Genomic DNA, 21,774 nt, shown 5'->3' with positions numbered 1-21,774 from the left:
GTGATGAGGGCTGTGGATAACTCAATTCGTACGCTTAACGGATGCATCTTCAATATACAAAGATATAGCCTTCACGATGGACCGGGAATTCGGACTATTGTTTTTCTGAAAGGATGCCCACTTCGGTGTCCCTGGTGTGCTAACCCAGAGTCTCAGAATGCTTCTCCTGAGATGATGGGGTCGGAAATGGTCGGAAAAGTGGTTACGGTTGATGACGTTATTCGTGTTGTTGAGAAAGACAGTGTTTTCTACAAAAGATCTGGAGGGGGAATGACCCTTTCTGGAGGGGAACCGCTCATGCAGCCGGAGTTTTCAACAGCGTTGATGACTGTCGCTAAAGAGCATGGTTTCAATACGGCCATAGAAACATCTGGTTTTCAAAAATGGAACCTTATGGCTCCTGTTATTGAAAAAACGGATGTTGTCTTTTTTGACATCAAAATGATGAATTCAAGCCGCCACGAAGAAGTTGTAGGGGCTCCCAACGAGCTTATTCTTGCGAATGCAGAGAAAATAGCCAAAAGTGGAAGACGAATAATTATTCGCCTTCCACTGATTCCAGGCTATAACGATGGTTGCAATTTGGATGAGACCGCAGCATTTGCTAAAGAAATAGGAGCCAGTGAACTTCATCTTCTTCCATATCATCGTTTGGGAGTATCCAAATATACCAAATTGGGGCGCACATATTCTTTAAACGATGTAGTGGCTCCTGAGAAAGAGCGAGTGGAAGCAGAAGCGAAAAGATTGAAAGAGCGCTTCTCTTTTGAGGTGTTAGTTTCGTAAAAGGAAAATACTGCAAGACAAAATGAAAATACAGACGGTTTTTCAGCAGAGTAGAGTGCTGATAATCGATTTCGGCCAGGAGGAATGACAAGTGAAAAATTTGAAAAATATGGTTTGGGGAATTTTATGTGTATTTGTCGTCTTCGCATTTCTTGCAACTACCGGAGTTGATGCAGCTTTGGCTGCCAAAAAATTGGAGATTCGCGTAGGGCATGGTGTTCCTGAATCAAATGCAATGCATCAGGGATGGGTTAAGTTTAAAGAGGTTATCGAAGCTGAATCGAACGGGAAAATGACCGTTAAAATTTATCCTAATCAGCAGCTTGGCGGTGACAGAGAGTTAATAGAAGCTGTTCAGATGGGCAATCTTACGATGACAGCTCCATCAAATTCTCCTCTTGCTGCTTTTGACAAAGAATTCTTTGTTCTCGACATTCCCTTTTTGTTCAAGGATAGAGCCGATGCCTATCAGATGCTTGATGGTAATCCCGGTCAGACTTTGCTTGCTACTCTTGATAACTTCAATCTTAAGGGACTTGGATATTTTGAGAATGGTTTCAGAAACTTGACCAATAGTAAAAATCCGGTAAAATCTCCCGCTGATTTGGACGGCCTTAAATTAAGAACAATGGAAAACCCCGTTCATCTTGCAGCATGGAAGGCTCTTGGTGCTAACCCCACCCCCATGGCATTTGGAGAACTTTTCACAGCATTGCAGCAAAAGACCGTTGATGGTCAGGAGAACCCATTCGAGCTTATCCATGCAGCGAAGTTCAATGAAATTCAGAAATATATCACCAAAACTCAGCATATCTACACAACATACGTCATGGTTATTAACAAGAATTTCTATAACAAGCTGTCTGACGAAAATAGAGCGATTGTCGATAAAGCCGCTAAAGCAGCTGTTGACTATGAACGTGAAATAGCCATGAAGAATGATGTGGATGCTGAACAGAAACTTGTTGAATTTGGTAATGAGATCGTTGAACTTAACGATGAGCAGAGAAACGAATTTAAAGAGAAACTCCTTCCAGTCGCAGATATGGTGAAAGAAAAGGCAAGTGCTGAAATAGTTGACCTTTTCGTTGGTTCGTCAAAATAAACCTTATTGCGGCTAAGCATTAGAAATATACCTTCCGCAGGGAATAGAAAGAGGGCTCTCTGCGGAAGGCTTTTAAATGAGAGGAGATTTTCCCTATGAAATTGTTTCGTTTTTTAGATGACTATTTCGAGGAAATACTTGTCATCATTCTTCTTGCCGGGATGAGCATCATCATAGGCATTCAAGTTTTCATGAGATACGTTTTGAAATCATCCCTTTCATGGTCTGAAGAGTTGGCCAGATATATGTTTATATGGATGATATATATAGGAATAAGTTACGGTGTTAAAAAAGACAAGCATGTCAAAATTGAGGCGGTTTTAACAGTTCTTTCTTCTTTTTGGCAAAAGGTTCTTCTTATTATCTCTGATCTACTTTTCTTGTTCTTTGCCGTCATTATCGTTATCAAGAGCTTTGAAGTAAGCAATACCATTCAGAATCTGGGACAGTTGTCTCCTGGAATGGAACTTCCCATGTGGATTGTTTATATGGCTGTTCCGGTGGGATTCTCTCTTGTATGTATCCGATTGATTCAGAGCCTTATTCGCAAGATACGCAACTTCTCTGAAAAGACGGATAGCGTGACGGCAGCAGAGTAAGCAAGAAGGTTTGATTGGAGGATTTACGATGGTATCTCTTATTCTTTTTGGTAGTTTTGTTATATTCCTCATACTAAATACACCCATAGGAATAGCCTTGGGGTTGGCAGCTATGTCAACAATTGTCTATAGCGGAGACGTGAGCGTAAGCTATTTGGCTCAAAGCTTAACAACCTCTGCAGATTCTTTCCCGCTAATGGCCGTTCCCTTTTTTATCTTGGCAGGCGAACTTATGGGGAAAGGCGGCATATCAAGACGACTTCTTAAAGTAGCGAATATTTTCTTCGGAAAATATACAGGAGGTCTTGGAATAGTTACAGTTGTGGCATGTATGTTCTTTGCGGCCATATCCGGTTCCGGGCCGGCAACAGTTGCTGCTATTGGAGGCATTATGGTTCCAGAGATGCTTCGCAGAGGATACGATAAAGGATTTACCTCTGGACTTATTGCTTCAGCTGGAAGTATTGGCGTTATTATTCCGCCCAGCATTCCCATGGTTATTTACGGCGTATCAACAGGCGTCTCTGTAAGTACTATGTTTATTGCAGGTTTTGTCCCGGGAATGCTTATTGGGTTGGCATTAATTGGATGGACATATTTTTACTCGAAAAAGCACGGATATTGTGGAGAAAAAATCGAGTACACCTCTAAGGAAAGATGGAAAGTTGTCAATGAGGCCAAATGGGCTCTTATGGTTCCTGTAATTATTCTTGGAGGAATCTACGGTGGCATATTCACTCCCACAGAAGCGGCAGCAGTTGCAGTTATTTACGGATTTTTCGTTGGAGTTTTTATTTATAAAGATCTTTCTTTAAAAGACGTTCCTAGCGTTATCGCTTCTGCTGCACTTGTAACGGCTACGGTTATGATCATTATAGGAACAGCAACAAGCTTTGGCAGAATTCTTACCTTTGAACAGATTCCTACACGCTTGGCAGAGGCTATTATATCCTTCTCAAGCAGCAAGTTTGTGGTTATGTCTCTGATTATGCTATTGTTGCTTTTCGTAGGATGCTTTATGGAAACTCTTGCAGCCATCATTATTTTGGCTCCCATTCTTCTTCCGGTGGTGACGGCCATAGGTGTCGATCCTGTTCACTTCGGTATTGCCATGGTTGTTAACCTCGCTATTGGATTCATAACCCCGCCTCTTGGCGTCAACCTCTTTGTAACGTGCGGTATTGCAAATATTTCAATGGAAAAGATTTCCAAGGCCATCATTCCGTGGTTGTTGGTGCTTATGGTTACATTGTTGATTATTGTTATTTTCCCTGCGGTATCTCTTCTATTGCCGCAAATGCTTGCTAAATAGAGAGTCTTATTATTTTAAGAGGTGAAATGTAATGACTAAGATAGTTGTAACCGATGGATATAGTTATCCTGGAGAAACCTTTGATTTACCCAAAAAAGTTTGTGAGCAGTATGGTTTTGATTTTGAGATTTTAAATTGCCGTAATGAAGAGGAATTGGCAGAACAGGCTAAAGATGCCGATGGCCTTCTGGTGGTTTATTCTGATATTACAGAGAGCCTTTTACAGAAGTTGCCGAAGTGTAAGGTTGTTGTCCGCTTTGGTGTTGGTGTAGATACAGTAGATATGGACGCCTGTTCAAAACATGGAGTTCTCGTTTGCAATGTTCCAGATTACGGTGTGGGAGAAGTAGCCAGTCACGCCTTTTCTCTGATCCTTGCCTTGGAAAGAAAAGTAGCTTTGTATGATCGAGCTATCCGTAGTGGCAGATGGGACGATTCTGTTGGTTATCCCATAAAGAGACTTAAAGGACAAATCCTTGGTTTTGTCGGGTTTGGTCGAATTGCTCGCCAGACAGCAGAATATGCAAAAGTTTTTGGTTTTGACATTGTTGCATATGATCCCTTTCTTCCTGACACTGTATTTGAAGAGAATAATGTTAAGCGTGTGAATCTCGATGAACTCTACAAAATTTCTGATGTTATTTCTATTATGGTCCCCTGTACGGAGGATACATTCCATTTGCTGAATACTGAAGCTTTTAATAAGATGAAAGATGACGTGCTGATAGTCAATACTGCACGAGGCCCCATTATTTCTTACGATGATCTTGTTGAAGCACTAAAGCAAGGTAAAATAGGAGCAGTAGGACTGGATGTTATTGAGGGAGAGCCTCTTAAAGATACAAGTATGGAAATTTTCTCCTTCGAAAATGTAGTTCTCACCCCCCACGTTGGATACAAGTCAAATGAATCTTTTGCAGATTTGAAAACAAAAACAGCAGAAGCTGCATGCAAAGTTCTTTCTGGAGAAAAGCCATTTAATATTTTAAATAAAGCTGCTATAGAGACAGCGAAAGCTTATAAATAGGTCTTTTAAGATTAAGACAACGATTCAGATTTTCCTTTTATAATTTTGTAAGAGAAGGGCAGAAATCTCGTGTTCATTTGAGGTTTCTGCCTATTTTTCAAAGCGAACACATTATGAAGACAACGGCCGTTGATATTATTTTTCCTAGACGAAGGAGTTTGCAATGTTACAAAAAATAGAGAAGAGTACTATTTCAGAACAGATTATTCGACAGATAAAAGAAATAATTTTAAGAGGAGAAATAAAGCCTGGGGAAAAACTTCCGCCGGAAAGAGAGATGGCTGAAATTTTTTCTGTAAGCAGATCTTCGGTCAGAGAGGCCATACGGGCACTTCAATATATGGGGATATTAGATATACGATCAAATGATGGTATTTATCTGAACAATAATATTAATATTCTTGCTGACCATTTGAAGTTTAGTTATCTATTGAAAAAATTCTCCTTTATGGAACTCGTGGAAGTACGGAAAATATTAGAAGTAGGTGTTGTTCGCCTTGTTGCAGAGCGAGCTACAGAGGAAGCTAAGCTTTCCTTGCATTCTATTTTTGAAGAATCTCTTTCATGCCAGGATGAAAATGAAAAGTATGTTATAGCTGATTATGCTTTTCATGAAGCTCTTGCCGAAGCAACACAGAATTCTCTTTTGGTTGATATGCTTCAAGGCATGAAGCCGCTGCTTTTAGAGTCGAATATAGAACTTGTAAAAAATCCTGGACAAATTCAGAAAGCTACAACTATTCATAAAGCCATTCTTAACGCTATAGACATGGGGGCACCTGATTTAGCTGAAAGGGAAATGCTGATACATTTTAAAAACGTATCTGAAACGTTGGATGTTGTTTCGCAACATGAATTTGATAGAGAGGTGCGAGAGAAGGCGTAAAAGGATATACTTCATAATGGATTTGAGGTGATAAACATGAATTTTGATCCTTACCACTATAAGTATCCGTCGCGAAGAAATGTTGTCTATAGTTCCAGAGGGATGGTGGCTACATCCCATCCTTTAGCTGCTCAGGCTGGGTTAGATATATTGAAAAAAGGTGGAAATGCTGTTGATGCAGCTATTGCTACGGCAGCAGCTTTAACTGTTGTAGAGCCTACAAGTAACGGTTTGGGGAGCGATAACTTTGCTCTTATCTGGAAAGATGGAGCTCTCCACGGCATAAACGGTAGTGGTGCTGCTCCGTTGTCTTTTGATGCAGATGCTTTTCGAGAGCGGGGATGGCAGAAGGTTCCAGAGCAGGGATGGGCTTCCGCTACGGTTCCGGCAGCACCTAAAACATGGGCGCTTCTTGCTCGTAAAATGGGAAATCTTTCGTTGGCTGAAAGTTTGGCCCCTGCTATAACGTATGCACGTAATGGGCATGCAGTGGCTGTAACAGTGGCTCATAATTGGCGCTTGGCTTACGAAAAATATGTAAAGCTACTTCATGGAAAAGAGTTTAATCCCTGGTTTGAAACCTTTTGTCCGAAAGGCCGGGCTCCTCGTGCAGGTGAATTGTGGCGTTGTGGAGAGCAGGCCCATACCCTTGATCTCATAGCAAAAACTGAAGGAGAAGCCTTTTATACTGGGGAGATTGCCGAGAAAATTTTAGATTTCTCAAATCAGACTGGTGGTTTTTATAGCTCTGAAGATCTTGAGCGACATTCCCCAGAGTGGGTTGATCCCATCTCTGTGCAGTACAGAGGATACGATATATGGGAGATTCCTCCTAATGGCCAGGGAATTATAGTCTTGATGGCCCTCAATATGCTGAAGGGATTTTCCTTCTCTCAGCGAAGTGCTGAGACCTGTCATAAACAGATTGAGGCAATAAAGCTGGCTTTTGCTGATGCCCATCGTTATGTGGCCGATCAACGGTTTAGCCATGTTCCTGTAACAGAAATGCTTTCTGATCATTATGGTGATGTACGGCGCAATTCCATTCACGACCAGGCGTCTATACCTGAAGCAGGAAATCCTGAAGCGAGCGGAACGGTTTACTTGTGTACTGCTGATGAACAGGGAAATATGGTTTCATTTATACAGAGTAACTACACCGGTTTTGGGTCAGGTATTGTGATTCCGCAAACTGGCATTGCCTTAAATAACAGGGCAAAGGGCTTTTCTCTCGATCCGGCCCATCCCAATGTATTAGCTCCTGGTAAACGTCCTTATCATACGATTATTCCTGGCTTTATAACGAAAGATGGAGACCCCTTAGGTCCCTTTGGTGTGATGGGGGGATATATGCAACCGCAAGGGCATGTTCAGGTTGTAATGAATATGCTGGATTTCGCAATGAATCCTCAAGAGGCTCTTGATGCTCCACGATGGCAGTGGGTTGGCGATATGGATGTAGCTATTGAACCGGGGTTTCCCGTTTCGGTAGCGCAAAAATTACAACAAATGGGGCATCATATTCGTATGGCTCTTGATTCAAATACCTTTGGGCGGGGAGAAATTATCTTGAAAACCTCTGAAGGAACGTTGATAGGAGCAACCGAGCCTCGGGCTGATGGTTCAATTGCTGCTTGGTAAAGAAATAAAGCCAGGTCTCTTAAAAAAGACCTGGCTTTATTTATTACGCTGTCCGTTTGCGTTTTAGATATGGTCCCACCAATGAGAAGATGACTAATAAGAAAAGGAAAAGAGAAAGTGGGCGACTTAGGAGAGGAAGAAATGCGCCTCCACTGAGCATAAGAGCTCTTCTCAACTCTGATTCAATCATAGGCCCAAGAATAAGACCCAGAATAAGCGAGGCAAGGGAATATCCCGTTTTTTTCATATAGTAGCCCATAAATCCGAATCCAAGCATGAAAATAACGTCCCAGACGTTATTGCGAATAGCGTAGGATCCTATGATGCACAAGCTCATAATAATGGGCGCAAGGATGTTAGTGGGACATACAGCTACTTTCGCAAAACGTTTAGCTGCCAGCGATCCCACAACGAACATCATAATGTTGGCAATGAAAATACCAAAAAGCAGAGCATAGGCAATGTCGGCATGTTTTGTAAAAAGTGTCATGCCAGGTTTCAAGCCGTGAATGAGTAATCCCCCAAGGAAAACTGCCGATACGGCATTTCCAGGAATTCCCAACGTGAGTAATGGAACAAGAGAACCACCTGTTACTCCATTATTAGCAGATTCAGAAGCTGCTACGCCCTCAAGTGAGCCTTTACCGAACTGATCGGCATTTTTAGAAAACCTTTTAGCTTCGTTATATGCCATGGCTGAAGCAATGCTCATTCCTGCGCCTGGGATAATACCCACGATTGTGCCGATAACGCTTGAGCGAAGTAAATTGCCCCAAAGATGTTTCACTTCTGAAAGACGAAGCCAAGTGCTTTCTGTTGTAGGTGTAGCATCTTTATATTGGATTGTTGTCCTTTTTTGTTCTGCAAGAACGAAGACCTGAGATGCTGAGAAAAGACCGATAACTGCGGGGACAATAGGTATGCCTTCAAAGAGAGCCATGTTGTTAAAGGTATATCGATATGTTCCTGTTAATGCATCCACTCCGGTAGTTGCAAGAAGAACCCCGAGTGCCCCTGATATCAAGCCCTTTACCATAGATCCTTTGGAAAGACCGACAATGATTGTCAGTCCAAATATGGCAAGGAAGAAAATTTCAGACGGACCAAAACGAAGAACAAGTTTAGAGAGGGGAGGCGCTATAAGAAGCAATGCTGTTGCGCTGACAAGTCCGCCTATAAAAGACGCAAAAGTTGCCATGGCGAGAGCTTTACCGCCGTGTCCCTGTTTAGTCAGTTCATACCCGTCTATGGCTGTAATGATTGCAGATGGCGTTCCAGGTGTTTGAATGAGAATGGCAGAAATAGACCCTCCATATGTTGAAGCGCAATAGATAGAGGCCAGGAAAATCAACCCTGTCTCTGGAGACATTGTAAAAGTAACGGGAATAAAGAGCGCTACCCCCATTGTTGATGTGAGCCCTGGAAGAGCGCCGATAATTATTCCTAAAACGGTTCCAATAAGCGCAAAGAGAAGGTTTATCGGAGCAAGGGCGAGCATAAGAGCGCTAAGAATTGTGCTAGACATGGTTATCACACCTTTTAACCTAAAAATATTCCTTCGGGAATGGGCACGTGCAATGCAACCTTAAACCCGAGGAAAATAAGTGCAACAGTGACGATAGAAACAATTGCTGCTACTTTCTTGTTTTTATATCCAAGGCATGTCATTAAGGAAAAAAGGAAAATTGGAGTAATAATGACATAACCAACAATATTGACAAGGGCTACGTAAGCTATTGAAAGCATTGCAGCCATGCCATACTTTTTTTTGTCAACGTCCTCTTTCTTTTTAGAAGCTGGAATTTTCCCTGTGAAAGTTTGAAATAAAAGCAGCGTTGTAAGACCTATAAGAATAAGCGCTGTTGCTTGGGGAAATTTAGTAGACTCTTCTGCAAAACCCGATGTTGAAAACATAAAAAAGAAAGCAACGGCATAAAAAAAGATAGCCATAATCAAATTATCTTTTTTAGCGGTATTCATGAATCTGCCACTCTCCAATCTAAAATACTCTCAGTTACTTGAAGAATAGAGAGACTGTATATATAACAGTCTCTCTATCGTTATTCGTAAAGATGTTTTTTATAGCCCCTTTTTTACCAAGGAGAGTTTGTCCACTCATTTTGAAGGTCATTATTCATGGAGTTAAGGAATTGTGTATATTCTTCAGATCCCATGTAGTGGAGAGGCATCTGCATCTCTTTAGTTTTCTGAACAAATTCGGGGTCTTGCATTGTCATAGCGATAGCCTGTTCGATTTTGGCTTTTGCTTCAGCAGGGATTCCTTTGGGAGCTGCAACTCCTCTGAGTGCTACCTGAATAAGATCGAAGCCCTGCTCCTTGTATGTCGGAACATCTTTGAGGGTAGCGTCGCGAATTGTGGAACCAACACCGAGCAATTTGATGTTTCCTTCTTCTACCTGAGTATATGCCTCTGAAATGTTCATACATACAGCATCAACGTGCCCTCCAAGAAGGGCTACAACACTGGGAGCAGATCCTTCGAAGGGTATTTTGTTGAGTTCCATCTCATTCATGCGCTCAAGTTTTTTCAGAGTCATAGCTTCGGATGTACCAGGTCCGGAATAACCGATGGAAACAGCTTTTTTCTTTGCTTTTGCTGCATCAAAGAGTTCTTTAAGGGTGGTATATTTACTGTCTTTTTTTACGGCGATAACGCCTGGGTCCATAACTATATTAGCGATAGGTTCGAAGTCATCTAGGGTATAGCGGCATCCCTCTCTCTGAATAGGATGTAAAAGAATTGTGGGAGGATTAATAAAACCAATGGTGTAGCCATCGGCTTTAGACTGCGCAATAGAAGTAAAACCTATCTCTCCAGCTGCTCCTGGTTTATTGATAATGGCAAAATTCTGAGGGAAGTACTTCTGAGCATATTTAAAAACAAGACGTGCGGCAGCATCTGTACCTCCGCCAGGAGCGAAAGCGACCACAACCTCTACCGGTTTTTCAGGATATGCGGTAGAAGCTATCCCTACTGTGAAAGGTGAACATGCACATAAAACAGCGAGTGTTGCAATGAAGAAAACTTTTACGAAACGTGTCATATTAAAGCACCTCCATAATTAATTAGATATTTACGAACTGCCACATCTGGCAGTTTCGCTTTCTAAAGTTACATAACGTACGATGAATTGACAGCGTCTCTGACCTCAGCGACATATTTAAAGATTTCTTCGCAGAGTGGGTATCGGATAACGCATCCCGGAGAGAGTATGTGCTTTTTGCGTTTTGAATGAGCAAGAGCTGTTTCTATTTGAGTGTGTATAGCTTCTTTATTTTGTTCAGTGATGCTGAAGCGGTTTATACCTCCCATAAAACATTTGTTGCTTTTTTCTCTTGCTGTTTTTATGTCTGGATCTGTTTCCCATACATGCCAGTTAAGAATATCAACGGGGTAGTCTTTTACGAGATCAAACATGATATTCTCTCCATGAATATGAAGAGTATTACACCAACCCTTTTCAGCTGCTTTTAACACCTTTTCATCGTAAGGTTTCCCGAATTCGACGTATTCTTTTTCATTCATAACGTCACTTCTGCAAAGTTGTGTCGCAAGAAAAACGCCAGAAGCTCCCATTTCAATAGCTCTTTGGGCGAGAAGGGCGGTTGTTTTGGCAATAGCATCCAAAGCGTGATGTATAAGAGTCGTCTCTCCTTGGCGAATATGGGAAAGTATTTTCCCGTTTGAGAGCTTCTGTGCTGTTGTAAGAGGGCTGAAAATGGTAAAAAGAATAGGAGCTTCGCCTTTTACGAGAGAGAGCAGTTTTTCCAGAGAGATGAGTTCTCTTTTGAGAGCTCCTTTTTCAATAGAAATCGGTTCAATTGAGGCCCAATCTTCATAAGTCTTGACAGGGGTGCCTACAATTTTTGCAACACCCCCTTTGTTGATTTCCGAAAAATCGCAGGAGCATCCATATCCTTCAGTGGCATACATGCCATTTGACATCATTTTTATAAAGTCGATATCATATTTTTTATAGAAGTTATAAGAATTCTCAGCAAGGCGATCTGGATCAAGGTCGATTCCTGGAAAATGAGTCCAGAAACCGTAGGGAATAGTGTCAACTTCTTCCCCTTTTATCGCGTTTTGTAGCCTTTCGACTTTATTCACCGTATATCCTCCTTATCTTTTACGAATTCTATTTGACTAAGAATTGAGATATTTTCAAATCCGCATTTCTAAGGTGAATTTCAAGTAGAACAATAGCCTGTTCTGTGTCTCCTTCTTTTAAAGCTTTCATAATTTGTTTGTGTGCTTCTTCGGGCTCCCCCTTGGGCATCATAAATTGATGATATATGCGCAGATAGCGATCTATATTTGCATGGAGAGAGTCGATCATCTCGCAAAGACGGGGCATTCTCGAAAATTTATAAAGGGCAGAGTGGAATTGCCAGTTAAGAGAACTCCACAGCTCTGGGTTTTCTTCTTTTGCTCGTAATTCCATAATTTTTTCTATCCGCTTGTAATCTTTGGAGGTCATATTTTGAGCGGCTAGACGTAACGCTGCTGACTCTAGCGCAAATCGAATGGTAAATATCTCGTGAACATCGGCAGGAGAAAGACTTGAAACGATTGCTCCTTTATATGGATAAAATGTAACGAGTCCCTCTGCGTCAAGTTGAATTAGGGCTTCACGAACGGGGATTCTGCTCACTCCGAATTCTTTTGCTATATCGTCTTGACGAAGCTGTTGTCCTCCGCGCAGTTCTCCTTGAAGAATTCGCTCTCGTAATACATCACATATTTTTCGTTGCGCTGTGATTCCTTTTTCTTTCGACGCTTTTACCAGGGAACTCACCTTCTTCTTAAGGATTTTCTACAATATTTTATACAATAATGTATATAACGTCAACGAGATGGAGGTTTTTATTTATTTGATAGATCTTTAAGCTTTAAAGCAAGATCCAGCAAAAGGCGCTGATCGCTTGCATTTATATTTATGTCAAATAATTCTTCTATTCGGGCAATTCGATATGCAATAGTGTTAGGATGAACGTGCATTTTATGGGCTGTTTCTTTCATATCCCAGTTGTTTTTTTGAAGATTGGAAAGGGTTTCGAAATAGTGACTTCGGTAAGTATTATCGTTTTTTATTATCTTTTCTAACATAGATCTCCAAAAGCGCTCTCCATCTGCTGTTGCAGAGAGTTTTATTAATACTTGATATGCTCCCATTTCATCCCAGAAAGTCAACGGAGCCGTATCGGAATGTTCCTTTTTCTCAGAATATAACAATGCTTGAAAAGCTTCTTTATAACTTGCATGAGTAAGGTTTGAAGATTGTTTATAGCCTCCAATTCCGACATTAAGATAACAGTGTTGACGTTGCGCAATACTATCGATTTCATGTTGTCGTTTTTTTAGTGTTTGCTTGAAATGAGAGTAGTCTTCTTTATGTAAGGAGATGACAAATAAAATGGTCTGGTTGACGATTGTGTAATAAGAAGCTTCCCACACTTCTTTCATAATACTTTTGATTTTTGAGAAACAGGCGTTTCGAAGGCCTCGTAAAATATCTTCGTTTATATTTGAATAGGGGTGTATTGATGGTTTGAAGTTGATCGCGACAACAACAACTCCTTTATCTAAATCCCATCCGAAACATTGGCCTCTCAGTTTTATTCCCTCAAGTTCTATCGTTTCAGAGAATATAAGGTCCAGAAGAAATTCATCTCGGTATTTTTGTTCATTTTGCTGTATTGATATCCGTTTTTGAATGTCGAATTTTAGAAGAGTACTTGCGTGATTGAGAGTGTTTTTAACCAATACCTCACTTAAATTGCATTCTTTTGATGAAGAAAAAAGAATGTCACCAACATGTTTTCCCCCGATGTATAGAGGCTCACGAGGATATCCACTGATTATCTTTTCTAAGTTTGTTTCTGAATTTGACATTCTGTTTATAAGATGAGGAAAGGAATCCTTACGAAAGGATGAAAGAAAAATTTTATCAAAATGTCTGTCAAAAAAAGCTATAGGGCGCTGCAAAATTTTTTCTAGCGCTGTCAATATTTCTGTGGTGTCATTTGTTTCGATAGCTAGATTTGAAAGATACGAATGTATAGCTATAGATTTATTAAGTGTCTCTGCTTGCGAATTAACGAGTCTTGTGAGGACAGGAGAAATTATATTGACAAACCGAAGATGCATTGGAAAAGAGAAAAGGGGAAAGTTGAGTGCTTCGGTGAAAGTTAGAATTTCTTCAGGAATTTCTTCTATAAAGCGTCCGAGCTTTATTCCAAGGCCGGCAGCTTCATTTTCAGATATTTTTTTCAAAAACTTATTTATTTCTTCTATATTGGGATTTTGATACCAAATGTATCCAGTTGTTAAAACAAGATCACCTTTTTTAATCCATGAAGCCTGATCTGGCGCATCAAAAATTGTGACCGATTCAATATTGCGTTTTAACCCCTTTGTTCCAGAGAGGAGTTTGATTCCTTTTAATTCGGGAATATCAAAAAGATTTTTTACTTGCATAGGTAACCTCCCCCAATTTATTTTTTTGAATAAAAAAACTAAACTTTTTTGTTTATTTTAACAAAATTTTTTTGATTATTCTTGAGTAATATGTAGACATTGTTGTTTTTATTTAAATATTTAGACGGGAGGGGAAATAATGAACAAAGAAGAATTCTATGACCGGAATTACAGTTTCGATGACATTGAAGTTGACCCTCGTTTCATTCGTTGCGCCAAAGAAATGAAAATTACTTTTCTTGTTTGGATTCTTTTCGCAGTAATTTCCATTGGAGTTTCGTATTTGTTAGGACGTGGAGATGTGCAGGATTATACATATGTTGCAGGTCTACCTCTCTGGTGGTTTATGGCTATTCTGATAAGTTTGCTTTTTACAGCTCTGGTTATATTCATTACAAAATTTGTTTTTCAAGATATGGATTTAACAGACGAAGGATCTCTTAATAAATAAGGAGGAGCATTGCAATGGAATTCACAGTAAATAACGAAGCTAGATTTGCGATTATAGCTGCTTTTGTTTTGTATTCTGCTGCTATGCTTGTAATTGGCCTTTATTCCAAGCGAGCAATGGATAAAACATCTGTGGATAAGTATGTTGAAGAATTTTATACGGGAGGCCGGGGAATGGGAGCTTTGGTCATTGCTCTCATGATAGCCGCAGGGTTATGTAGTGCCGGTACTTTTCTTGGCGGTCCGGGGCTTGCTTATAGTGCCGGCCTGACTTGGGTTCTTGCGGCTCTTTCTCAAAATTTTATGAACTTTTGCGTTTTGGGAGAGATAGGGAAAAAGGTAGGAATTGTTGCTCGTAGAATCAATGCGCAATCTTATCTGGATTTATTTTTGTATCGTTATAACCATAACAAAATGGTAGGAATTGGCGGCGTTATTGCTATCGTCCTTTTCTTGGGAAGCTATGTTGTGGCTCAATTTGTGGGAGGGGCCCGACTTTTTGAATCGATGACGGGGCTGTCATATCTGCTGGGACTTGTCTTGTTTTCAGTTGTTGTTCTTGTTGTAGCTGCATTTGGTGGAATTAAGGGCGTAACGACGGCTGTTGTTCTTCAGGGAATTGTTATGACGGCAGCTGTATTTGCTTTATTCTTTGGGGCCCTCGCTCACATAGGTCCTCTTGAGCCAGCTATTCGGAGCATAGGAGAGCTAGATCCCAAGCTTATATCTCCATGGACATGGAATATTAAATTCCAGTCTTCAATGTGGATTATTTTTGGTCTCGTCTCAATAGGAATGCCTCATGCGGCTATGAATACCCTTCTTTATAAAGATACAAAGGCTATGCACAAAGCTATTATTTTAGGTGTCATTTTCGTTGTTCTCTGGACAGTAATGCTTATTTGGATGGGGAACATGGTTCGCGCAATTTATCCTGACCTTAAAGTGGTAGATCATGCTGTACCTATTCTTGCCATGACAGTGTTGCCCCCTTGGCTCGCTGGTATTGCTCTTGCCGGAGTTGCTGGTGCTATTCAGTCAACAGTGGGAGCAATGATTATCGTTATTAGTTCAAGCATTGTGAGAGACGCATATCAGGCTTATATAAACCCCAATGTCTCGCATGAAAAGTTGAAAAAAGTGACAGTGCTTACGACTGTAATAACCTGCATTCTCATTTTCATAGCTGCTATAAAGCCTCCTCATGCATTAGAGTGGATGATTGCTTTCTCTATGGGAGGTCTTGCCTCTGCCTTTTTCTGGCCCCTTCTTTTAGGTTTGTATTGGATGAGAACCAATGAATATGGAGGAGCTGCAGGTATGCTTGGTGGGTTGCTTACATATATTTTAGCTGCCGGGAAATATCTTCCTATTACTTTTGGAATGCATGCAATCGTTATATCTCTTATCGTTTCGCTTGTTCTTACTGTGGGAGTAAGCCTCATAACGCCGAAACCTCCTAAGGGAATTATTATGCAGTGGTTTGGTCGAGTTTATCCCAAAGAAATAAAAATGTAGTCTGAAAGGAGAAACGATTTATGAGATTCGATATCTACATAAAAAATGCACGAATTGTTGACGGCACTCGTTCTCCATGGTATCGAGGGGGGGTTGGCATTACAGATTCCAAAATCAGATATGTAGGCAGTGATCTTCCTGAGTATGCAGCAGATGCGTTTGAAGTTATCGATGCTAAAGATCATATTGTTGCCCCTGGATTTATTGATGTTCATACGCACTCTGATTTCCTTTTGTTGAGAGATCCGGTAATGCAATCAAAATTGAAACAGGGAGTAACGACACAAGGGATCGGTCAATGTGGAATAAGCCCAGCTCCCATTTCTTCAGAGCAAGTTGAAAAACTTGATATTTATTCTGGATTCATTAAGGCGGGAACTCACGCTGACTGGAATTGGAGAAGTTTCGGTGAGTGGCTGGATGTTTTGGAAGACCTGAATCTGGGAACAAATATAGTTGCTTTTGCAGGGCAGGGAACTATCAGAATAGCTGTTATTGGTTTTGATAATAGAGAGCCTTCTTCCGATGAAATGGCAGAGATGAAAAAATTAGTCTCTGAATCTATAGAGCAAGGGGCTTACGGTATAACGAGTGGACTTGTTTATCCTCCCGGAGTCTATTCTTCAACAGAGGAGCTTGTTGAGTTATGTTCTGCTATGACCTCGAAAAATGGTTTGTATCAATCACATATGAGAAATGAAGGACGAGATGTTGTAAAGGGAGTTGAAGAAGTTATTCGTATTGCAGAAGAAAATCGGATTCCAGCCCAGATTTCTCATCATAAAGCATTGGGAAGAAGTGCTTGGGGACTTGTGAAAAAGACACTTGCTTTAGTTGAAGATGCGCGGAAACGTGGTGTTGATGTGACTGTAGATCAATATCCCTACACATCTGCCAGTACAACTCTACGGGCAATTTTACCTCCATGGGTTCATGAAGGGGGAGTTATGAACGTTATTGAAAGATTGGCAGATAAGTCTCTTCGAAGTCGAATTATTAAAGAGATAGAAGAAGATGTCACTTGGGATAATTACTACCAAAATTCTGGAGGAGCTAGCGGAGTGACAGTTATATATTCTCCTCAGACTCCAGAGTATGAAGGCAAGTCGTTGAAAGAAATTGCAGAAATGACAGGCGTAGATCCTCTTGACATAGCAATGGATATTATTGCTGCCAATAAGGGAGACGATGCAGCTTGTTATTCGATGATGTGTGAAGATGATGTGGAATATGTTCTGAAAAACAACAATGTCATGGTTATTTCAGACTCTATTCCACCGGCACCAGGAGCAAAGAGCCACCCCAGAACCTTTGGAACTAACCCTCGAGTTTTGGGAAAATACGTAAGAGACAAACATTGTATTTCTCTGGAAGACGCAATATGGAAGATGACAGCCTTTCCGGCATCCCGTTTAGGGCTTCAATTTAAGGGCATTCTCAGAGAGGGAATGGATGCTGATATCGTTATTTTTGATCCAGATACTGTTGATGATAAGGCAACCTTTGAACATCCTTTCGAAGAGCCGGTGGGAATTGAATATGTAATTGTCAATGGAGTAAAAACAATGGAGTTTGGCAATTTTACCGGACATACGAATGGAAAGGTACTGCGGAAAGGATAACTAGGTAAGATATATATTCCAACACTAAAGGGGCAGGATGCCATTTTGTGGCTTCCTGCTCCTTCTATTATTGAATCTGTACAAGCTAAAGGACAAATAGCTTTTTTATATGTTCTTTTGTTGATTTTGTGTCTTCGGCGATAAATTGTATATCCGCCTCTGTCAATTGTTCTTTTGACATATTATTCATCTTCAAAATGTTTTTGCAGTACGAGCGTTTGAGGTCGTCAAGATCAACATTTTGAGCTTTTACGAGTTCGGGGCCTTCTGGAATGATAATATTTTCTCCTGGAATCTGTTCTTTCGGATTCCCTCTTCTTACATTGATACCTAATTTTTCCCGTGCAAAAGAGAGCTGGGCTGTTACGTGTTTTCCTGCACCAGTGTATTCAGTTTCTTGAACGACGATTACCTGATCTCTATCCATTTCCTGTGCAAGCGAAAATGCTGCTGTAAGAGAGGTGTTGCCTGCAGGGCCTCTTTCCAGACCTTCTATTTGGGCCAGAGCTTCTGTCATATAAAAAACTTCACCTTGGGTAACTGTAACGTATCTGTCTGTATAGCGAAGACTCCGTGCTGCGTTTCTTGGAACGTCTGTTCTATCTGGCCATGTAGAGAAGGGCATGCCAAAACCAGTGTGTCCTGTGGTGAACGATTTTCTGTTAAAAGCCTTGTCACTTGCCATATGGAGTCCTGTAATGTCTACGCTGGCTGCTATGACCTTCGTGTTTGTACACCCAGCTTTTTCAAGGCCTCTGGCTGTTCCCGTCAGGTTTCCTCCGCCGGCATTTGTAATAACGACAGCGTCGGGATCTCTATTACACATACTTCTTACCTGATCTGCTATTTCGTATCCCAGTGTTTCTATACCCGCTATAGCGAAGGGGGAATATAGCGAGGCGCTGCAATAACTCGTTTCATCAAGAAGGCGTAAAAATTCTATGAAAAGTTCAGGTCCTACTGTCAACTGAACAACTTCTGCTCCGAAGGCTTCGCAAATTCTGCCTTTTTCTAGAATTTCAGGTTGTCCGACATGATGGCTGTCGAAGAGTTCCTGTACGATAATGGCTTTTAGATTCCTCATGTTTGCTTGAGATGCAACAGCTGCTCCGTAGTTTCCGCTTGACGCTGCTATAACACCGGCATATCCTCTTTGTTGAGCGTAATGACATGACATGGCCGCACGTCGTGCCTTGAAACTGCCAGAAGGGTTTGTTGCTTCATCTTTTACAAAAATGCGGGCTCCTTTGCCTGGTCCAGCTAGAGCTCGGGCTGCTGCTGTAAGGTTGCGTAGCTCCAGCATGGGAGTATTACCAATATTTGTCTCGGCTTGAATAGATCGAATTTCATCGAGTGTATATCCTATTTTCCCCATCATGCCTTCATAGTCGAAAGCGACACCGGGAAGTTCAAATTCAGAGTAATCAATTCCCAGAGCCTTTTTTAGTATTTCGTTCTTTCTCTCAGCAACAGAGTCGAATACGGAGTTCATGCCTTTTCACCTGCCTTCGATATGAGGGCGTGTAATTCTTTTCCTACAGAAAGAAGTTCTGGAATCTGGCGTCCGAAGGTATGAGTATACGGAGGATTTTGAGAAACGAGGGTTCCTTGCACTTTCCTATCTGTCATTGTTGTTATTGTGACGTTGCTCCCTATGGGAGCGTCATTGTCTAAATAACCTTTGACCCAGAGTTCAAGAGGAACTTGTTTAGTATCTTGGGGTACATTGTCTGCCCGCTCAGATGGTTGAAGAACGATATAATGAATTTGAACCCAGCTTCCTTTTTTTATAATTTTTTCATCCATTTCCTCTTACCAACCTTTCACTGTCTCCAATACACTATCAGGTATAATTCCAGATTCATAATCTTCAAAAGCCTCTTCTATCTTTGAAAGTGCACTCTCCATTTGATCTTTCGAAATAACGAGCGGAGGTTGTATTCTCAACACAGAACCACTAAAGAAAGAGAGTAGAAGCCCCTTTTGCCATGCTTGGTAACATATTTTTGCGGCAGCTTCTGTATTCCTTTCTTTTGTCTCTCTGTCTTTTACGAGGTCTACTCCAATGGAAAGCCCGATCCCTCGTACATCTCCAATAAATTCGAAACGATTCTGCATTTCCTTCAATCTTGCGAGAGCATAGGCTCCTATAGCTGTTGCATTTTCTCTTAACTTTTCATCTCTGATGACGTCGACAGTTGCACATGCTGCAGCACAACATACGGGATTTCCAGCTGCAGTGAAAAGGTGTGCAGGAGCTTCCCATTGTTCCATCAATTCTGCCTTTGCAACCACTGCCCCCAGAGGCATTCCCGAAGCAATAGCTTTACCCATAACAACAACATCAGGAACTACATCGAAGTTTTCTATACCAAACCATTTCCCGGTACGTCCGAAGCCTTGTTGCACTTCTTCCGAGACGAAAAGAATGTTGTAGGTATCACAGATTTGTCTTAGGGCTTTAACATAGCTTTTAGGAGGAACAATAAGACCGGCGTCCCCTTGTATAGGCTCGAAGAATATGGCTGCGACCTCTTCAGCTGGTACACATGTTTTAAAAAGTTCGTTTATTCTTTCTACGCAATACTTCGTTACATCATCTTCATCCATTCCACTGTACGGAGTACGATATACATCTGGATATGGGATGTGGTGAATTTCGGGAAGAAGTGGTCCGAGCCCTCGGTGCATGGGCAGACTGACGGCACTTAAAGAAAGAGCACCATATGTGCTTCCATGATAGGCGCGGTAGAAAGAGATGATTTTTTTCCTTTTTGTAGCTGTTCTGGCCATTTTTATTGTTCCGTCATTGGCGTCAGAACCACAAAGACCATAAAAGACCCTTTTCCTATATTCTCCAGGTGTTATGTCAAACAGCTTTTGCGAGAGTTGTATAAGTGGTTCATGATACATATAGACAGGGGTATAAAGTATAAGATTTTCAGTTTGTTTCTTTATGGCATCGACAATTCTAGGGTGGCAGTGTCCTGTGTTTACGGCTCCTGCGCTGGAAAGTAGGTCTATATAGTGATTCCCGTCAACATCTATAACAGTTGCACCTTTCCCCCGATCAACAACAAGGGGGTAGTATGGAACTTTTGCAGCAGGAGATGTCATTTCCTTATCAATATTCACGAGCTCTAAACATTTGGGTATATTCAAAGCCATAATATTCATCCCCTTATATATGTTTTAGAGAGCTTTACAGTCTATATTTCACTGTAAAGCTCTCTTGTTAAAATGGGGTTACGGATTTCTACTTACGAGAAACTCCTGATCCCTCATAAACACGATCCATTATTTCTTTACCTACAAGTTCTTCCATTTCAGGCCAAACTTTTTCTCTTATCGCAGTAGCACATGTATCTAATTCTTCCGGCGTTAACATAACGATTTCCCAGCCGTATTCGTTTTTTAGCTTTTGACGGTATTCTTCGTCTTCTTTAGCTACGTTTTCCCAACGAATAACAGACTCTTCATTGGCCGCTTGTTGTAAAATTTCCTGTTCTTCGGGAGTTAATTTATTCCATACATCCATATTGATGGCTACCCACCACGATTCAAAGTAATCGTTGTACTGAATCCATACTTTATTGACGTCTTTGAACTGCCAGGCCTGGAAGGGAGGTCCTCCCATCTGCCCATCTGCTATTCCTGTCTGAATAGCACTATAAGCTTCTGCATAGGGTATGGGGGTAGGAATATATCCTAAAGCTTCATATGTTGCCTCGCAGGGTTTTATTGGCATTACTCTGACTTTCATGCCTTTGCTTTCTGATGGATCTGCATAATTTGCAGGTTTTGTTTTCAGAGATACACCAGACATCCCTATAGGCATGACGGCTAGAGCTTTTATGTTATGTTCTGCCCAGAGGTCTTTAATAATGTCGAAAGCCCATCCATCTGGTCCATATACTTTCTTTGCTTCTTCAATGTCTTTGACGATGTATGGGAAGTAGTATGCAAGATTGAGTTTGGGATCGAAGTTAGCATTGGCTTGGGCCATGTTGAGTTCTATTGTTCCCCGCATGAGCATTTCAAAAGTTTCTGTCCAATCTCCGAGAACGCCGCCAGAAAAAACATCAATTTGAATCTGGCCATTTGTCCTTTCTGAAACCTTTCTTGCAAATTCTTTTGCGCGAATGTCAAAATCACTGTCTACTGGGTGAACCTGGGCCATGCGCCAACGATATTTAGGTTTGGCTGCTTCAGCTTGTTGCGTGTAAACTGTAAAGATAGTGGCAACGACAAATAGTAAAACGAAAAGAAGACACCAACGTTTCCTGTGGGCCATAATCGCACCTCCGTTTCATCTTGTGAAATTGC

20 protein-coding genes are annotated in these 21,774 nt (G+C 41.1%); 10 read left to right on the top strand and 10 right to left on the bottom strand.

Features of this window, described 5'->3' with window-relative positions; all coding sequences use genetic code 11:
- Positions 1-12 precede the first annotated feature (12 nt).
- The 7 genes from VB083_RS08310 (at position 13) to VB083_RS08280 (ending at position 7,356) form a co-directional block, all read left to right on the top strand.
- Positions 13-786 (top strand): glycyl-radical enzyme activating protein, encoded by a 774-nt coding sequence (locus VB083_RS08310; protein ID WP_323401954.1) that lies wholly within the window; start codon positions 13-15, stop codon positions 784-786.
- Between the two features lie 91 nt (positions 787-877).
- Positions 878-1,891: a TRAP transporter substrate-binding protein gene (locus VB083_RS08305; RefSeq protein WP_213699571.1), complete on the top strand. Its 1,014-nt coding sequence runs from the start codon at positions 878-880 to the stop codon at positions 1,889-1,891.
- Positions 1,892-1,986: 95 nt separating this feature from the next.
- Positions 1,987-2,490 (top strand): TRAP transporter small permease, encoded by a 504-nt coding sequence (locus VB083_RS08300; protein ID WP_213691314.1) that lies wholly within the window; start codon positions 1,987-1,989, stop codon positions 2,488-2,490.
- A gap of 28 nt (positions 2,491-2,518) precedes the next feature.
- Entirely contained in the window at positions 2,519-3,802 is a 1,284-nt protein-coding gene (locus VB083_RS08295; RefSeq protein WP_213701643.1) for a TRAP transporter large permease, read from the top strand.
- A 31-nt stretch (positions 3,803-3,833) separates the two neighbouring features.
- Positions 3,834-4,829 carry a C-terminal binding protein gene (locus VB083_RS08290; RefSeq protein WP_213701644.1) on the top strand — a complete coding sequence of 332 codons (996 nt, stop codon included), beginning with the start codon at positions 3,834-3,836 and terminating at the stop codon, positions 4,827-4,829.
- A 163-nt stretch (positions 4,830-4,992) separates the two neighbouring features.
- Entirely contained in the window at positions 4,993-5,715 is a 723-nt protein-coding gene (locus tag VB083_RS08285) for a FadR/GntR family transcriptional regulator (protein ID WP_213691317.1), read from the top strand.
- A 36-nt stretch (positions 5,716-5,751) separates the two neighbouring features.
- The gene (locus VB083_RS08280) at positions 5,752-7,356 is read left to right on the top strand and encodes a gamma-glutamyltransferase family protein (RefSeq protein WP_323401953.1); all 1,605 of its coding nucleotides are present in this window, start codon (positions 5,752-5,754) and stop codon (positions 7,354-7,356) included.
- Positions 7,357-7,399: 43 nt separating this feature from the next.
- Here the strand turns inward: VB083_RS08280 and VB083_RS08275 are convergent, their stop codons facing one another.
- From VB083_RS08275 to VB083_RS08250, 6 genes are all read right to left on the bottom strand, one after another.
- Positions 7,400-8,881 carry a tripartite tricarboxylate transporter permease gene (locus VB083_RS08275; RefSeq protein WP_213701646.1) on the bottom strand — a complete coding sequence of 494 codons (1,482 nt, stop codon included), beginning with the start codon at positions 8,879-8,881 and terminating at the stop codon, positions 7,400-7,402.
- A 14-nt stretch (positions 8,882-8,895) separates the two neighbouring features.
- Entirely contained in the window at positions 8,896-9,336 is a 441-nt protein-coding gene (locus tag VB083_RS08270) for a tripartite tricarboxylate transporter TctB family protein (RefSeq protein ID WP_213696066.1), read from the bottom strand.
- A gap of 113 nt (positions 9,337-9,449) precedes the next feature.
- Complete coding sequence (locus VB083_RS08265; RefSeq protein ID WP_213696067.1) at positions 9,450-10,421, bottom strand: tripartite tricarboxylate transporter substrate binding protein; 972 nt, start codon at positions 10,419-10,421, stop codon at positions 9,450-9,452.
- 68 nt (positions 10,422-10,489) lie between these two features.
- Positions 10,490-11,488 (bottom strand): uroporphyrinogen decarboxylase family protein, encoded by a 999-nt coding sequence (locus VB083_RS08260; protein ID WP_213696068.1) that lies wholly within the window; start codon positions 11,486-11,488, stop codon positions 10,490-10,492.
- 28 nt (positions 11,489-11,516) lie between these two features.
- Positions 11,517-12,176 (bottom strand): GntR family transcriptional regulator, encoded by a 660-nt coding sequence (locus VB083_RS08255; protein ID WP_213696069.1) that lies wholly within the window; start codon positions 12,174-12,176, stop codon positions 11,517-11,519.
- 68 nt (positions 12,177-12,244) lie between these two features.
- A complete protein-coding gene (locus VB083_RS08250; protein ID WP_323401952.1) occupies positions 12,245-13,858 on the bottom strand; it encodes a PucR family transcriptional regulator in 1,614 nt (537 codons plus the stop codon).
- A gap of 139 nt (positions 13,859-13,997) precedes the next feature.
- Between VB083_RS08250 and VB083_RS08245 the strand changes: the two genes are divergently transcribed.
- Genes VB083_RS08245 through VB083_RS08235 form a run of 3 tightly spaced genes read left to right on the top strand, consistent with a single transcriptional unit; the run spans position 13,998 to position 17,448 of the window.
- Positions 13,998-14,309, top strand: a complete 312-nt coding sequence (locus tag VB083_RS08245; RefSeq protein ID WP_213691320.1) for a YhdT family protein — start codon at positions 13,998-14,000, stop codon at positions 14,307-14,309.
- A gap of 14 nt (positions 14,310-14,323) precedes the next feature.
- Positions 14,324-15,826 (top strand): sodium/pantothenate symporter, encoded by a 1,503-nt coding sequence (panF, locus tag VB083_RS08240; protein ID WP_213699576.1) that lies wholly within the window; start codon positions 14,324-14,326, stop codon positions 15,824-15,826.
- A 20-nt stretch (positions 15,827-15,846) separates the two neighbouring features.
- Positions 15,847-17,448 carry a D-aminoacylase gene (locus VB083_RS08235; RefSeq protein WP_323401951.1) on the top strand — a complete coding sequence of 534 codons (1,602 nt, stop codon included), beginning with the start codon at positions 15,847-15,849 and terminating at the stop codon, positions 17,446-17,448.
- 85 nt (positions 17,449-17,533) lie between these two features.
- Here the strand turns inward: VB083_RS08235 and ortB are convergent, their stop codons facing one another.
- The 4 genes from ortB to dctP form a co-directional block, all read right to left on the bottom strand.
- Positions 17,534-18,940 (bottom strand): 2-amino-4-oxopentanoate thiolase subunit OrtB, encoded by a 1,407-nt coding sequence (ortB, locus tag VB083_RS08230; protein WP_213695783.1) that lies wholly within the window; start codon positions 18,938-18,940, stop codon positions 17,534-17,536.
- Positions 18,937-19,254, bottom strand: a complete 318-nt coding sequence (gene ortA / locus VB083_RS08225; protein ID WP_307879784.1) for a 2-amino-4-oxopentanoate thiolase subunit OrtA — start codon at positions 19,252-19,254, stop codon at positions 18,937-18,939. Before ortA ends, ortB begins: the two co-directional genes overlap by 4 nt.
- Positions 19,255-19,260: 6 nt before the next feature.
- A complete protein-coding gene (locus VB083_RS08220; protein ID WP_213691324.1) occupies positions 19,261-20,616 on the bottom strand; it encodes an aspartate aminotransferase family protein in 1,356 nt (451 codons plus the stop codon).
- Between the two features lie 88 nt (positions 20,617-20,704).
- Entirely contained in the window at positions 20,705-21,742 is a 1,038-nt protein-coding gene (gene dctP / locus VB083_RS08215; RefSeq protein WP_213691325.1) for a TRAP transporter substrate-binding protein DctP, read from the bottom strand.
- Between the last annotated feature and the right edge of the window lie 32 nt (positions 21,743-21,774).

Origin of the sequence: Aminobacterium sp. (genome assembly GCF_034926885.1) — a bacterium.
In the GTDB taxonomy this organism is placed as follows: Bacteria; Synergistota; Synergistia; order Synergistales; family Aminobacteriaceae; genus Aminobacterium.
This window is presented reverse-complemented; position numbering and strand designations above follow the sequence as displayed.

Excerpts from the sequence above, each read along its gene's own strand:
- VB083_RS08250 (WP_323401952.1), bottom strand. The coding sequence starts at position 13,858 with ATGCAAGTAAAAAATCTTTTTGATATTCCCGAATTAAAAGGAATCAAA.
- VB083_RS08220 (WP_213691324.1), bottom strand. The coding sequence starts at position 20,616 with ATGGCTTTGAATATACCCAAATGTTTAGAGCTCGTGAATATTGATAAG.
- VB083_RS08300 (WP_213691314.1), top strand. The coding sequence starts at position 1,987 with ATGAAATTGTTTCGTTTTTTAGATGACTATTTCGAGGAAATACTTGTC.
- ortB (WP_213695783.1), bottom strand. The coding sequence starts at position 18,940 with ATGAACTCCGTATTCGACTCTGTTGCTGAGAGAAAGAACGAAATACTA.
- VB083_RS08275 (WP_213701646.1), bottom strand. The coding sequence starts at position 8,881 with ATGTCTAGCACAATTCTTAGCGCTCTTATGCTCGCCCTTGCTCCGATA.
- VB083_RS08245 (WP_213691320.1), top strand. The coding sequence starts at position 13,998 with ATGAACAAAGAAGAATTCTATGACCGGAATTACAGTTTCGATGACATT.
- VB083_RS08295 (WP_213701643.1), top strand. The coding sequence starts at position 2,519 with ATGGTATCTCTTATTCTTTTTGGTAGTTTTGTTATATTCCTCATACTA.
- dctP (WP_213691325.1), bottom strand. The coding sequence starts at position 21,742 with ATGGCCCACAGGAAACGTTGGTGTCTTCTTTTCGTTTTACTATTTGTC.
- VB083_RS08235 (WP_323401951.1), top strand. The coding sequence starts at position 15,847 with ATGAGATTCGATATCTACATAAAAAATGCACGAATTGTTGACGGCACT.
- VB083_RS08280 (WP_323401953.1), top strand. The coding sequence starts at position 5,752 with ATGAATTTTGATCCTTACCACTATAAGTATCCGTCGCGAAGAAATGTT.
- VB083_RS08290 (WP_213701644.1), top strand. The coding sequence starts at position 3,834 with ATGACTAAGATAGTTGTAACCGATGGATATAGTTATCCTGGAGAAACC.
- VB083_RS08270 (WP_213696066.1), bottom strand. The coding sequence starts at position 9,336 with ATGAATACCGCTAAAAAAGATAATTTGATTATGGCTATCTTTTTTTAT.
- VB083_RS08285 (WP_213691317.1), top strand. The coding sequence starts at position 4,993 with ATGTTACAAAAAATAGAGAAGAGTACTATTTCAGAACAGATTATTCGA.
- ortA (WP_307879784.1), bottom strand. The coding sequence starts at position 19,254 with ATGGATGAAAAAATTATAAAAAAAGGAAGCTGGGTTCAAATTCATTAT.
- panF (WP_213699576.1), top strand. The coding sequence starts at position 14,324 with ATGGAATTCACAGTAAATAACGAAGCTAGATTTGCGATTATAGCTGCT.
- VB083_RS08265 (WP_213696067.1), bottom strand. The coding sequence starts at position 10,421 with ATGACACGTTTCGTAAAAGTTTTCTTCATTGCAACACTCGCTGTTTTA.